This window comes from Paenibacillus sp. FSL H7-0703 (assembly GCF_038003485.1).
In the GTDB taxonomy this organism is placed as follows: Bacteria; Bacillota; Bacilli; order Paenibacillales; family Paenibacillaceae; genus Paenibacillus; species Paenibacillus polymyxa_B.
On record NZ_JBBOPF010000001.1, the window covers coordinates 3,437,295 to 3,450,446 of the forward strand.

The following is a 13,152-nucleotide window of genomic DNA, read 5'->3' on the forward strand; positions in this document are numbered from 1 at the left end:
TTTACAGGATAGGAGGACAACTCATGATCAGCTATATCGGGAAGCGAATGGTAGCGGTCATTCCTATTGTTCTCTTTGCCACCCTCGTTACCTTTGCACTGATTCATATTTCACCAGTTGATCCGGCCGAGGCTTATTTGACGGCTGCTCATATTTATCCTACTCCAGAGATTCTGGAGCAGAAAAGACATGAGTTCGGGCTGGATCAGCCTTTGCTGACGCAGTATATGCATACACTTCAAAGAATCAGTCAATTGGACTTTGGTACTTCGTATCTGACCAACAAGCCAGTGTGGGATGAGGTCAAGGTTCGGCTGCCCGCCACTTTTGAATTGGCTGTGAGCAGTATGGTGCTATCTATTGTGGTGAGTATTCCGCTGGGCGTGCTGGCGGCGATGCGTAAAAATGGCTGGATCGACATGCTTAGTCGAGGAATTTCATATTTTGGCGCGTCTATACCCCAGTTCTGGCTGGGATATTTGTTAATCTTCTTTTTCTCTGTCCGATTGGATTGGCTCCCTGTAGAGGGGCGAGGAACGTGGCAGCATTTGGTGTTGCCCACGTTAACCCTGTCGCTGGTTCTGATTGCTTTATATACGCGTCTGCTGCGTTCCAGTGTGTTGGAGCAGCTTCAGGAAACGTATGTGCAGTATGCCAGAACTAGAGGAATCCGTGAGCGGGTGATCATGCTCAAGCATGTACTGAAAATTGCCATCGCTCCACTGATTACAAGTATGGGTATGAATCTGGGCAAGCTTCTGACTGGAACAATTATTGTGGAGCAGGTGTTTTCATGGCCCGGGTTTGGCCGTTATTTTGTGGAAGCGATTTTTAACCGGGATATTCCCGTCATACAATGCTATGTGTTTTTGGCGGCATGCCTGTTCATCGTATGCAATTTGCTCGTTGATCTGGTGCATTTGTATATGGACCCCCGAATTTCATCGAAGGGACGAGCAGAGCAGTGATGATAAGGTTGCGTACAATGTTCAAAGGTCAAAAGGTAATCGTGGTCTGCTCTGTCGTACTGGCTGCTCTTTTTATCATTATGGCGCTAGCTCCTTGGCTGGCTCCCCATGATCCGGTTAAAGTGAATTTACTGCACAAGCTGGAGGGACCTTCAAAAGTATACTGGCTGGGGACCGATCATTTGGGTCGGTGCAATTTATCCCGGTTGCTGTATGGAGCGCGGATTTCCCTCGGCTTTGCGACATTAATTTTCCTGTCCTCGCTTAGCATCGGCGTTGTGGTCGGGTCGCTAGCAGGTTATGTGGGTGGCTGGGCCGATAGTGTGTTGATGCGGTTTTGCGAAGGTATTATGGCGTTTCCGAATTTGGTGCTTGTGCTGGGCATTGTCGGTATTTTTGGGCCGGGCCTCATGCAGGTGATGCTTGCCTTAATGATGGTGCAGTGGGTGTATTATGCCAGAATGTGCCGCAATATGGTCGTCAGTCTGAAAGAACGGAATTTTATAGCTGCTGCAAGGATTAGTGGGTCCTCCTCAGGGGCCATTATCCGCCGGCATATTATTCCGAATGTGCTACGGCCAATTGTGGTCATTGGTACGCTGGAAATGGGCTGGGCGATCATGGATATTTCCGCGTTGTCGTTCCTTGGTCTAGGCATTCAGCCGCCGACTCCCGAATGGGGAGCGATGATTCATGAGGGAACGGGATACATCCGCAGTCACCCGGAATTAATGATCTATCCGGGGGTTATGATTCTGGTGGTGGTGATGGCCTTCAATATATTGGGGGAGGCGCTGTCCGACCGATACGGAATTGCCAAACGTCAGTAAAACAGGAGTGAGTTACAACGATGGACGACAGGGCGAAGGTGCTGGAGGTCAGCGGCTTACAGGTGAAGCTCAAAACCAATGCCGGGGCGGTATCTCTGCTGGAGCCAACTCATTTTGAGCTGAAAAGGGGACAAGTTCTGGGTCTTGTCGGTGAGAGTGGAAGCGGCAAAACGGTGACTTGTAAAGCGTTGCTCCAATTGCTGGATCGCCAGACGATGGATGTGGAAGGTAGTGTCCGTCTGAACGGGCGTGAACTGAACGGAATGGCGGCCGAGGAAATGCGGCGAATTAGGGGCAAGGAAATCGCATTTATTATGCAAAATCCGATGAGTGCCTTTACGCCAGTGTATACGATCGGAGCTCAGTTTATGGAAACGGTCCGCACGCACACCGGATTAACCAAACGACAGGCCCATGAACTTGCCATAACGGCTCTGGAAAATATGAATCTGCCCGATCCAGCCAAGCTGATGAAGCGGTATTCGTTTCAGTTGAGCGGCGGGATGCTGCAACGGGTCATGATCGCCATTTCCATGTGCCTGCGGCCAGCAGTAGTTATTGCGGATGAACCAACGACGGCGCTCGATGTGGTCAATCAGCTACAGGTGCTAAGAGAGCTGGATCGCTTGCGTACGGAATACAATACGTCCATTTTGCTGATCTCGCATGATCTGGGCGTCATTTCCCAATTGGCGGATGAGGTGGCTGTTATGCAGCAGGGTCGTATTGTTGAGCAGGCCGAGGTCCATCAGTTATTCGATCACCCGCAGGATGAATATACGAAAATGCTGCTGAATGTCAGACCCAAGTTGTCCCTCCGGGGCATAAATCAGGTAGGTGGTTAGTCGCCTGTTCGACAGTTACACTTTCAAAAGGGGAGCGAATGCGTATGCTACAAGTGAAGAAGGTAACTCATAGCTATGGAAGGCGCAAATGGCTGGGCCGTTCTGAACCACGCCCCCCTGTGTTGGCTAACGTTTCACTTACTATAGAGAGTGGGTTTTGCCTGGGCTTACTTGGAACCAGTGGAGCCGGTAAAAGCACGCTGGGCAAGGTTATTCTGGGGCTGGAGAAGCCGCAGGAGGGTCAGGTGCTGTTCCAGGGACAGGACATTTATAATGCGAGCCCCCAAGTCCGCAGGGGAATGCGACGGGATATGCAGGTCGTATTTCAGGACTGCTACTCTGCTGTAAACCCCCGAATGACCGCCGGGCAGATTATTGGGGAGCCATTGGACAATTACGAACGGTTATCGGTGCAGGAACAAAAAAGAACGGTCGAAAGCCTACTGGAACGGGTCGGCCTCAAGCCGGAGGATCGGATTAAATATCCGCATCAGTTCAGTGGCGGACAATTGCAGCGGATCAATATTGCACGGGCGATTGCGCTCAAACCAAAGCTCATCGTGCTGGATGAGTCCGTCAGCAGCCTCGATATGGTTCACCAGATGCATATTTTATCCCTGCTGGGAGAACTGAAATCTTCGTTTGGATTGTCATATCTGTTCATCACGCATGATATTCGGGCAGCTTATGCTGTCTGCGATGGCATTGCTGTGATGGAACAGGGGAGACTGATCGAGCGCTGTGATGAGAAGGATCAGATTTTTGAATCTGCTCATCCGGCTGTACGACGGTTGATCTCGTCCATTTTGCCGGAACATCCAGCAGAGCGTTTTCCGCTTCATGGATGACATTGGACCCGCAAGGGTCCTTTTTTTGTGCAACATATAGCTAAATAATCAATATGAAATTTACTTGTTGTATTATTTGAATAACCCGTTATAATATAAAATCATAGTAAATTACTTGGATATTAAAAAGGGGATGTCATAATATGAAGAAATCTGCTTTGGTAGCAGCGATTGGCCTATCTCTTGTGTTATTAACGGGTGCCTTGAGTGGATGTTCCTCGAAGGATGCGGCATCGGGGGATAAGGTAATCTATGTCGGCACACAAAATGACTACCCACCGTTTGCTTTTACGAATGATAAAAACGAGCTGACTGGATACGATGTGGAAGTAGTCAAGGAGATCGACAAGAAGCTGGACGGCTATAAGATTGAATTTGTACCTTCGGGCTGGGATGCGATATTCCTTGCACTAGATTCAAATAAAGTTCAGATGATCGCCGATGAAGTTGCCAAAAATCCTGAACGTGAGAAGAAGTATTTGTTCTCGGATGAGTCCTATTTCTCGGCTCAGTCGGTTATTATTGTGAAAAAGGGTAGAACGGATATTCATTCCCTCAAGGATTTGGAGGGCAAGAAGGTAGCGGCCTCGGTAGGCGACTCCTACACACAGTTGTTGGAACAGTATAATGCGGAGAACGGAAATAAAATTATTTTGAAATACAATGATACAGGTACTTCGTCCGATAACCTTCAAGACGTGCAAAATGGCCGAGTGGACGCTTATGTGAATGATCCGGTTATGGCGGCGGCAACAATCAAGAAGGAAGGCTTGCAGGTGGAAGCTGTGGGTGAGCCGGTGCAAAGCGATAACATCAACCTGGTGTTCAAAAAGGATAAGCAGGGCGAAGAGCTGAAAGCTAAAATCGACCCGATTATTAAAGAGCTGAAAGCGGACGGAACACTGAAAAAATTGTCTGAACAGTGGACAGGTGGAGAATTTATTCCTCAGTAATAACAATGTAAAGGGTAAAGTGGGGTTCCTATGGAAAAGCTGTTTGATCTTGATTATATGCTGAAAAGCCTTCCCCAGATCGTCGAGTATCTCCCCGTGACCTTATGGATTGCGTTTGTGTCCATGCTGCTGGGGGGGATCATAGGGTTAGCTACGGCCTTAATCCGGATATACAAGGTGCCTGTCTTGGCGCCATTGTCTACGTTGTATGTCTCGTACATTCGGGGAACACCGCTCATTGTGCAGCTGTTTCTCGTATATTACGGAATACCCAAGTTTCTGTATTATTTCCAGAGCGAATATGGATTTTTACAGCAATTCAATGTCTATGTCATTCCGCCCGAGCTGTTTGCGTTGCTCTCATTTTCATTGAACCTCGGGGGATATTTGTCGGAGACGTTCCGGGCGGCGATTCATTCAGTCGACCGGGGACAATTTGAGGCTGCTAATTCCATCGGTATGAGCCAAACACAAATTATGCTCAAAATTGTATTGCCACAGGCGTTGACGGTCGCTTTGCCCAATTTGGGAAACACGCTGATCAGTACGGTGAAGGATACGTCTTTTATTTTTATGATCGGTGTCGTCGATATGATGGGACAGGCTAAAATTATGGGCGCGCGAGCGTTGGCTTTTTTTGAGGTATATGTTGCGGTGTCTCTGATTTACTGGTTGGTGTGCATTATTATTGAGCGCGGGCTTGTCGTGCTGGAGAAGCGTATTCGAATTTACGAAAGAAGTGAGTAAGGGTATGATTCAACTTCATCAAATTCATAAGCATTTTGGACAGCATCACGTGTTGAAGGGCATAGACCTGACGGTAGGCAAGGGAGAAGTCGTAGTGATCCTGGGCCCAAGCGGATCGGGGAAGTCCACGCTGCTGCGCAGCATTAATTTTTTGGAACAGCCGACCAGTGGTGTTATTGAAATTGACGGTGTAAAGGTCGATGCCGCCAAGGCGGGAAAAAAGGACATTCTCGGACTACGGATGGCAACGGCAATGGTATTTCAGCAATATCAGTTGTTTAAAAATTTGAATGCACTCCACAATGTGATGATTGGCCTGACCAGTGTGAAAAAGCTGGATCGTAAGCAGGCGAGAGAGATCAGTGAAGGCATTCTGGAAAAGGTCGGGTTAAAGGATCGTATGACCTATTATCCTGCCCAGCTTTCGGGTGGACAGCAGCAGCGAGTTGCGATTGCCCGTGCTTTAGCACTAAATCCACAGGTGTTGTTGTTCGATGAACCGACATCCTCACTTGATCCTGAACTGGTGGATGAAGTGCTGTCCGTGATTCAAAAGGTGGCGAGTGAAGGCAATACGATGATTATTGTCACGCATGAGCTTGGTTTTGCGAGAGATGTAGCGGATCGGGTTGTGCTGATGGAGCATGGCGTGATTGTGGAGCAGGGACCCGTGGAGCAGTTTTTCACCAATCCGAAGGAAGAACGGACACGGCAGTTTCTGGGCAAAGCGTTGGTACAGAGAGCGCCACAGGAGCAGCCTGTATCCCCATAAGAAGTACGTAGATGGGTTATAGGTATGTGCAGCGCTGTAGAGTATTGCACCTATAGTAAAAAGCACGTTAGACAAGTCGCAGGAGGAAGGAAAGCCCGCGCTTGTTTGTCGTGCTTTTTTGGCCCCCATATCACCAATTCTTTTCCATTGCAAAGTAGCTTATCACACTTATTCATGATAAATTCTAAGAACAATACAGTGAAGATGTAATCGGGAAGGAACATTGGCATATGAAAAAGGTTTTGTTCATTAATACCGGAGGGACCATTTCTTCCTCCTATCAGGAAAACGGCCTGACACCGACCCAATCGGCTGAAAATATTTTGGCGGAAATTCCGGAGCTGAAGGAGATTTGCGAGATTGATGCCCATAATCTGATGAGCATTGATAGCACAAATACACAACCTGAGGATTGGGCTTCTATCGCCCGGATGGTACATCGTTCGCTCGATCAATACGACGGTATTGTCATTGCACACGGCACGGATACGATGGCTTATACGGCTTCAGCCTTGAGCTTCATGCTGGGAACCGTAGACAAACCCGTCGTCGTGACAGGTTCGCAGGTTTCCATTTTGGCGGAGCACAGCGATTCCAAAAAAAATGTAATTGACTCATTCCTGACCGCATGTGGCAAGGTGGCCGGGGTTTTTGTCGTGTTTAACGGCAAAATTATTAACGGCAGCCGCAGCTCGAAGATCAGAACACGCAGCTATAATGCTTTTGAGAGTATTAACTATCCGTATATCGGACTCGTGGAGAACGGTAAGGTGGTCTATACGGAGGGCGTATTTGCAAATCGCGGTACCGCTCGTCACCCATACAACGACGGGTATGCTTCGGAGGTATTTCTGCTCAGGCTGATTCCGGGTACGAATCCGGCGATTTTCGATGCCATTCAGGGCTTGGGCTATAAAGGTATCGTCATTGAGGGCTTTGGTATGGGTGGCGTTCCTTTTAAAGAAAGAAGCCTGATCAGCAAAATCGAGGAGCTGATGAAGGACGGTATGAGTATTGTCGTGACTACTCAATGTCCTTATGAGGGCGGGGATTTGACGATTTACGAAGTGGGGCAAAAGGTACTGGAGAAGGGCGTTATTCCGGGGTATGACATGACAACGGAAGCGCTGGTGACGAAAATGATGTGGGCGTTGGGGCAGACGACCGACCCGGCAGGGGTAGCCAAGATTATGGCAACGAACTACGCGGACGAAGTTTCCTTGCCTGCGGATACAGCTTCCTTATAGGAAGCTGATTTCCGTAGATAAGAACAGGCATAAGAAAAAATACGGGGTTAACGCTGGGCTTGCCCCAGTCTGCTTTTAATCTCAACAGCCACTTTCAGCGCTTGTACAGCCGATTCCAGTGGAATCAGGCTTTCCGAATGTCCGCCAAAGCATTCAAGTGCATGATCCAAACTTTTTTCATATGGATTGGCAGATTCGAGGTTGATTTTTTGCTGTCCTGATGCGGTATACTCATATAATGCGGTAGGTATAAGATCGTTTTCGTCGCTTTCATGAAATACCAGCTTGGCCTTTTCAAAATAAGCCTCATAGGCCACTGTGAAGGGGTAGCTTCCCGGCATGTGGGATGAGGCGATGACTTCTGTGAATGTATCCCGATGCTGAAAGTGAGCCCGAACCTGTGCTTGTTCAGGATGGGTAACTTCTGTACCCCAGACTGTATATGGATCACAGGGGCCTAATAGCCAGGTCAATAAATCCAGTTCATGAATCATGAACTGAGTAGGAATGGAGCTTAGTCCAAGATCCCCCCACAGAGGAGGCGTTTCTCTTTTCAAAGATAAGGAGATGAGCTTCCCGTATTTCTGTTGGCGGTATGCCTCATACAGATAGGTATAGGCGGGATCAAACTTAATGAACTGGTTGACCAGAATCTTTTTGCCATATTGCTTCTCAGCTTGTTGCATAAGAAGAGCGTCTTCGAGATCAAAGCAAACCGGTGTTTCACAAAATACATGCTTACCGTGCTTCAGCGCATCCACGGCATAGGACCTATGCAGCTGGGAGGGCAGGCATAGATCGACGATATCCACGTCTGGATCCAGCAGAATATCCTCTATATTTTGTGTGACTTCTACGTTTAGCTCCTCTTTCAGCTTTTGCAGCTTGGTTTCGTTCCTTCCAAATACCATGATTCTGTTTACTTTGGGATGGTTGTTTAACAGTGAGGCATGATACGCGCCGAATCCCGTCCCCAATATTCCAATATTCATCATCCATTACACCCCTTTACTTCTATGATACACACCTATTACTGCCAACAGGGTGTCAACAATCGTTGCATCATCTTTTCAATTCGGGTTAACCATCTATTGTGGAGGTATGATTGTGAGACTGCATCGTTTAATCGCGATTTTATTATGTATCGAATCTAGAGGGAGAATGAAGGCCAAAGAATTGGCGTTGGCACTGGAAACCTCTGTGCGCTCTATTTACAGGGACATCGATCTCCTGGCTGAAGCCGGCGTTCCGATTGTTACCGCATCCGGCCCGAAGGGCGGAATTTATTTAATGGAGGGTTATACGGAAAACCTGAAACAGTTGAATGGCGGGGATGTTATTCAGTTGTATTTAACAGGGATGGGCATTTATACAGGCGGGCTTACGGAATCGGGTTTGAAGTTAAAGAATGCTCTGCTCAAACTGGAACAGACGATGCCAGACCCGTATCAGTCCGATATTAAGAAAGCCAAAGCGCGGTTTTATTTTGATGATACGCCGTGGTGGACGGAACGTATAGCAATTCCTTGTCTTGAGGCCGTGAGAACTGCAGTGTGGGGATCACATAAAATAACCATTCAATATGAGAAAGCTGACGGAATCTGTTCTTCCCGTCATGTGCATCCCTATGGACTTGTGGTGAAAAAAGGAGATTGGTATCTCATTGCCTTCTGTGAAGTTGGGCAGGAGATTCGGACCTTTAAATGTGAGCGAATCAAGGAGGTTCTGCCGTCTGCGGAAGTCTTTGAGGTTCCGGTGGATTTTTCGCTGGAACATCATTGGATGAGGCAAGAAACCGCGTTTAAGCAGCTTTGTACAGAGAAAGAATACTATCCCGTTTTGATCCGAACGAATAAGAAGCAAGCGGGAATTATAGCGAAAAGAATGGAAATCATCCAGTCTGTACAGGAAGGCAATCATTTCATTCTAACGGTCAACATGTATAGTTATGAAGCGGCTTGTCGCGATGCTATGGATTGGATCGGTAGGGTTGAAGTTGTGGAGCCTGCAACACTCCGACAGTTTGTGAAGGAAGAAATTAACCGACTCCAGAGGATATATGGATAAATGATTAAAAAAACACCTGCCTAGGGCAGATGCTTTGCTTGTTAAGTCCAGGCCCAGAGAAATCCGTCACGATCCCAGGCAATTCTGCCACCATGAAGCTTGCGGAATGCTTTTTTGATTTCTTTTTCCAGAGATACATGACCATGCTCACTTATAAACACATACTGCTCTCCATACTCAGAGCGTACATATGCAATTGCATCTTCTTGTTTCAGGGTGCCCACTTCACGGATCTGCGCGACCATCCATTGTGCAATCTCTTGTTCTGTTGTAGGGGTGTTGTCCATTTGTCGCATCCTTTCCTGCGTACCGATTGGGTGTAGCTGTTCGGCTCACCTCCCCGTAGTATACGGCAATTCGGAGAATTATTGAATTTTTTGATATAAATTTACTTGAGCGGTTGGCTAAGTGGGCTTTCTTTTGTATAATTAAGGGAATATTCACGGGAATTTTCTTTTTTTGTATTGTAATCATGCAAGTAATCCCTGGGGGTGCCTGATTTGAAGGAAACAACCACAATTCGCGCAGAGCTGGAGCAGTACATCAGACGAGAAGGAATTACGATTAGTAAGTTTGGGGAGAACACAGGTATTAATGCAGGAACGATCAGTGCCATTATTAACGGTAATCGTCCGATTGCGATGCTGCTGTTGGATCGGATTGGTGCAGGCATGGGGCTTGAAGAAGGGAGCCTCTATGAGTTATACATTGATGAATTTATACGGAATACGGCACCGAATTGGCGACGGGTTCGTCCCTTTTTGCATCGCTGTGCAGAGCTGAACAAACTGGATTGTATTAAGCAAGTCGTGGAGTTTATGATGGACTATCTCATATACGCCCCAGCTTTGTTTGAGACAGCAGAAGAATTATTCAATGAAGGTAAGTTCGAGGCTGCGGCAATTATTTATAGAAATGTTTCGGAAAGTGAGAAGTACCAACATTCAGAGCGTCTGGCGCTCTGCCAATACCGTTTATTTACGATTGCCGTTGGCGATGACCAGGACGAAAACTTATGGGCAGCCACACACTTTGAAAGCTTTGTGGAGCGATTGGGTGAAGCAGACCAACTGGATGCCTTAAGGGACTTGGCTAATACCTATGCCTCCTTGCGGCGTTGGGATAAAGTAGAATGGTTTGCTGAAAAAATGGCTCAAAAAGCCAAGGTACAATACGAGCAAAAATACGGAAATACCAGAAGACCGGAGCGTGGCAAGGAACCTAAGGGTCCTTTGTTTATGTATATTGTATATTCTTACGTGCTGCGTGCCGGGGTGTGGGATGAGCGCGGGGATTATCAGAAGGCACTGGAATTTGTATCCCTATACTCTGATTTGAGCTGGGTGCAAGAGGATACGGAAGAAGCTCGGCGTTTAAAGGCCCTTTGTAGCAACTGGGCTGAGGCCAACGGGTATTTATATCAGTTGATGTCCGGCAGTCTGGATGTGATTCCACAGTATGTAGATTATTTGGAAAAAAACGAAGGCGAAATTCTCGTGGGGTTACATAAAATTATGGTAGCGGCCAACCGTTATGATTTTAATGTAGACCATGTACTGCAACGTTTTGAAAAACAAATTGAGGCATTTGCAGATCAGCATGTCAAGGTTGGCACTTATACGGAGCAAATGTCAGCAGATCTCTATGCACGATTTTTGGCAGAGATGGCTTGTTATGATCTCAACAAACATCGTTATACCAAAGGTATGAAATTCTTGCTTGAGAGCCTTTCTTATTCCGTCGTGCTGAATGGTAATCCTGTCACAATCAAATGTGTAGGATTATTTGAAAAGTATCGACATACTGCCACTTCTCAGGACAAAGAGGAATATAAAAACTTACTTGGAGAGGTAGAGTACATCCATGATAAAAAAGATCGTTTTTTCTCTGCTCGCATTTAATGTTTTTATCCTATTGAATTTTTCACCCGTTACCCCTCCTATGGAAGATCCTAGCGATGTCCACAGTCATGGGTTGGGGGGATGGGCATTTTCATCCCTTGATACATCTACTTGAAAAGATCTGGATTGTCGTAACCCAAAAGGTATCCTCTTGTGAAAAGAGGATGCCTTTTTTTGATGTGGAAGTGCATTTGAAGGAGCATTTTTGCCGTCAAGAGTGGGGAGCTGGAAGTTGAGCAGGTGGAAACCAGACATGACGCAGATCCACCCAGCCCTGACTGTTAAAAGATACGCCACGCACAGAAGGGAGATAGGCCGTCTGAACGGGCTTTTCATATAAAATATGCAGCTGGTGCTCATCCATGAGCCGAGTTTCGATATGTTCGAATTGCTGCGCCCTAACAGTATGATCGGCCTCCCGTGCAATTTCACGCAGCAGTCTTTCGATATCCACACGGCTATGAGGCTCCACATGCCCAGATACATTGAGATACAAGTCAAACAGGCGTAATTGCTCATCACGGTCACGAAAGAGAGAAAAGATGATTAAGTCTGACTCCATACGGATAGATGAGCTTTTGAATTCGTTCATAGATGCGGCCACGATGTTACAAGTATACCCATAGGATTCAAGCTGAGCGGCAACCCGGTCTGCGTCCGCTTTATACTCGGGAATGGTAGCAATTTGCAGCGCCGCCAGTGGTTCATACGAATCGTTAGATGAATCCACTGCTGGAGGAAGGGGGCGATGATCCAGACATGCTACAATGCGGGCACGTATTTCTGGATTGCGTAGTGGTCCATCCTTGTGAGTATTACATGTGATAAATTTGCGAACCGAAGCCGCCGAGTGAATCTGGCTCCATGCGGTATCCGTATCTCCCGCCGATAGGGGATTATGGATAATGTGAAAAGAAGAAGCGGTGTCTTCTGTATCCGACGATTCCAGCTTAGTCGCCCACGGGAGTTGGACAATTTCCACTCGGTCCAGATGAGCCCGGCCTTGAAAATAAGGTGCGAAAGCCTCCAGTGTACACAGGCTTTCGTTCATTTCCGTGACTTTGAATGCCCCTGTACCGATAGGACGGATGCCAAAGGCGGCCTCACCCACCTGATTAAGCTCACGCGGCACAATCGCAGCCCGGCTGGTACACAGGAAGGATAGAAATAGCTCGTTCGGCTCCTTTAGTACGAAGCGTACTATCGTTGGACTTAGCGCCTGGACGTGCTGAATTTGCCGGACGATAAAATGATAAAGTCTCCTTCCCGGCGCCCGACTCAGTCGCTCAAAGGTATAGACGACGTCTTCAGCGGTCAGTATTTTTCCGTTATGAAACAACACTTCTTTACGCAGGAAAAAGGTCCACTGTGTACGAGTGGTGTCCACCTCCCAAGCGTGCGCCAATCCCGGCAAAATCTCGCCGCTTTCGTTCGCCCGGCGGGCCAGACCATCAAAGACGTGGCTGGATACGAAGGACTCGGCGAGCCAGTTCAAATACAACGGGTCCAGCGTATAGAGCTGCTGGCGAATAGGCAGACGCAGCGTGTCGATCTGCTGCTGATCACTGCGCACCTCCGCGTGATGCCCAAAATAATTCAGTAACCAGCCTTGCAAATGCTCCTGCATGGTGGAGGAGCGTGAATGAACTCGAATTTCATCCAGCGCGCGTTTGATATCATGGCGGTCTATGGCTTGCATCATGGATTGCACGGCAATGTCTTCCGGTTGAATGAGGAAGCGCAGACTGGAGCGACGACCTCTGCCTCGGCGAGGAGTCCATTGTATCCAGTCGTGCTGCTCCATTTTCTGAATGATCATCAAGGCGTTGCGGTGAGTACAGTCAAAAATAGCCGCAAGCTCATCCAGCGTCGTCTCTATGGTATGGTTTTCGTCCTTGTTGTCAGCTGCGTGTGAGTGAAGCCGTAAAAATTGGGCATGGAGTTTCATTCAAGGTTGCTCCGTTTCCCCTATAT

General features: G+C 47.6%; 13 protein-coding genes. 10 read left to right on the plus strand and 3 right to left on the minus strand.

The window, feature by feature from the left end; genetic code table 11:
* The first annotated feature begins 23 nt into the window (after window positions 1–23).
* The 8 genes from nikB (at window position 24) to MHB46_RS15205 (ending at window position 7,210) form a co-directional block, all read left to right on the plus strand.
* Window positions 24–968, plus strand: a complete 945-nt coding sequence (gene nikB / locus MHB46_RS15170; RefSeq protein ID WP_071558037.1) for a nickel ABC transporter permease subunit NikB — start codon at window positions 24–26, stop codon at window positions 966–968.
* Window positions 968–1,798, plus strand: a complete 831-nt coding sequence (nikC, locus tag MHB46_RS15175; protein ID WP_341163752.1) for a nickel ABC transporter permease subunit NikC — start codon at window positions 968–970, stop codon at window positions 1,796–1,798. Before nikB ends, nikC begins: the two co-directional genes overlap by 1 nt.
* Window positions 1,799–1,818: 20 nt before the next feature.
* On the plus strand, window positions 1,819–2,643 hold the full coding sequence (locus MHB46_RS15180) for an ABC transporter ATP-binding protein (RefSeq protein ID WP_341162746.1): 825 nt from the start codon (window positions 1,819–1,821) through the stop codon (window positions 2,641–2,643).
* A 38-nt stretch (window positions 2,644–2,681) separates the two neighbouring features.
* Entirely contained in the window at window positions 2,682–3,491 is an 810-nt protein-coding gene (nikE, locus tag MHB46_RS15185; protein WP_039271913.1) for a nickel import ATP-binding protein NikE, read from the plus strand.
* Between the two features lie 143 nt (window positions 3,492–3,634).
* Window positions 3,635–4,444, plus strand: coding sequence for a transporter substrate-binding domain-containing protein (locus MHB46_RS15190; RefSeq protein ID WP_039271912.1), 810 nt, complete (start codon window positions 3,635–3,637; stop codon window positions 4,442–4,444).
* Between the two features lie 30 nt (window positions 4,445–4,474).
* The gene (locus tag MHB46_RS15195; RefSeq protein ID WP_013312615.1) at window positions 4,475–5,191 is read left to right on the plus strand and encodes an amino acid ABC transporter permease; all 717 of its coding nucleotides are present in this window, start codon (window positions 4,475–4,477) and stop codon (window positions 5,189–5,191) included.
* A 4-nt stretch (window positions 5,192–5,195) separates the two neighbouring features.
* A complete protein-coding gene (locus MHB46_RS15200; protein WP_029518797.1) occupies window positions 5,196–5,963 on the plus strand; it encodes an amino acid ABC transporter ATP-binding protein in 768 nt (255 codons plus the stop codon).
* Between the two features lie 230 nt (window positions 5,964–6,193).
* The gene (locus MHB46_RS15205; RefSeq protein ID WP_341162747.1) at window positions 6,194–7,210 is read left to right on the plus strand and encodes an asparaginase; all 1,017 of its coding nucleotides are present in this window, start codon (window positions 6,194–6,196) and stop codon (window positions 7,208–7,210) included.
* A gap of 47 nt (window positions 7,211–7,257) precedes the next feature.
* On the opposite strand, the gene MHB46_RS15210 is transcribed toward MHB46_RS15205, so the two are convergent.
* Window positions 7,258–8,205 (minus strand): Gfo/Idh/MocA family protein, encoded by a 948-nt coding sequence (locus MHB46_RS15210; protein ID WP_341162748.1) that lies wholly within the window; start codon window positions 8,203–8,205, stop codon window positions 7,258–7,260.
* A 166-nt stretch (window positions 8,206–8,371) separates the two neighbouring features.
* Between MHB46_RS15210 and MHB46_RS15215 the strand changes: the two genes are divergently transcribed.
* Window positions 8,372–9,277: a helix-turn-helix transcriptional regulator gene (locus MHB46_RS15215; protein ID WP_445667613.1), complete on the plus strand. Its 906-nt coding sequence runs from the start codon at window positions 8,372–8,374 to the stop codon at window positions 9,275–9,277.
* Between the two features lie 41 nt (window positions 9,278–9,318).
* On the opposite strand, the gene MHB46_RS15220 is transcribed toward MHB46_RS15215, so the two are convergent.
* On the minus strand, window positions 9,319–9,564 hold the full coding sequence (locus MHB46_RS15220) for a DUF6953 family protein (protein WP_013312611.1): 246 nt from the start codon (window positions 9,562–9,564) through the stop codon (window positions 9,319–9,321).
* 213 nt (window positions 9,565–9,777) lie between these two features.
* Between MHB46_RS15220 and MHB46_RS15225 the strand changes: the two genes are divergently transcribed.
* Complete coding sequence (locus MHB46_RS15225; protein WP_341162750.1) at window positions 9,778–11,178, plus strand: transcriptional regulator; 1,401 nt, start codon at window positions 9,778–9,780, stop codon at window positions 11,176–11,178.
* Window positions 11,179–11,389: 211 nt separating this feature from the next.
* On the opposite strand, the gene MHB46_RS15230 is transcribed toward MHB46_RS15225, so the two are convergent.
* Window positions 11,390–13,126 (minus strand): ABC transporter substrate-binding protein, encoded by a 1,737-nt coding sequence (locus tag MHB46_RS15230; protein WP_341162751.1) that lies wholly within the window; start codon window positions 13,124–13,126, stop codon window positions 11,390–11,392.
* Between the last annotated feature and the right edge of the window lie 26 nt (window positions 13,127–13,152).

What these genes read in the sequence shown, in the direction of transcription:
- MHB46_RS15180 (WP_341162746.1), top strand. Translation starts at nt 1,819, where the DNA reads ATGGACGACAGGGCGAAGGTGCTGGAGGTCAGCGGCTTACAGGTGAAG.
- MHB46_RS15210 (WP_341162748.1), bottom strand. Translation starts at nt 8,205, where the DNA reads ATGATGAATATTGGAATATTGGGGACGGGATTCGGCGCGTATCATGCC.
- nikE (WP_039271913.1), top strand. Translation starts at nt 2,682, where the DNA reads ATGCGTATGCTACAAGTGAAGAAGGTAACTCATAGCTATGGAAGGCGC.
- MHB46_RS15230 (WP_341162751.1), bottom strand. Translation starts at nt 13,126, where the DNA reads ATGAAACTCCATGCCCAATTTTTACGGCTTCACTCACACGCAGCTGAC.
- MHB46_RS15220 (WP_013312611.1), bottom strand. Translation starts at nt 9,564, where the DNA reads ATGGACAACACCCCTACAACAGAACAAGAGATTGCACAATGGATGGTC.
- MHB46_RS15200 (WP_029518797.1), top strand. Translation starts at nt 5,196, where the DNA reads ATGATTCAACTTCATCAAATTCATAAGCATTTTGGACAGCATCACGTG.
- MHB46_RS15215 (WP_445667613.1), top strand. Translation starts at nt 8,372, where the DNA reads ATGAAGGCCAAAGAATTGGCGTTGGCACTGGAAACCTCTGTGCGCTCT.
- nikC (WP_341163752.1), top strand. Translation starts at nt 968, where the DNA reads ATGATAAGGTTGCGTACAATGTTCAAAGGTCAAAAGGTAATCGTGGTC.
- MHB46_RS15205 (WP_341162747.1), top strand. Translation starts at nt 6,194, where the DNA reads ATGAAAAAGGTTTTGTTCATTAATACCGGAGGGACCATTTCTTCCTCC.
- MHB46_RS15190 (WP_039271912.1), top strand. Translation starts at nt 3,635, where the DNA reads ATGAAGAAATCTGCTTTGGTAGCAGCGATTGGCCTATCTCTTGTGTTA.
- MHB46_RS15195 (WP_013312615.1), top strand. Translation starts at nt 4,475, where the DNA reads ATGGAAAAGCTGTTTGATCTTGATTATATGCTGAAAAGCCTTCCCCAG.
- nikB (WP_071558037.1), top strand. Translation starts at nt 24, where the DNA reads ATGATCAGCTATATCGGGAAGCGAATGGTAGCGGTCATTCCTATTGTT.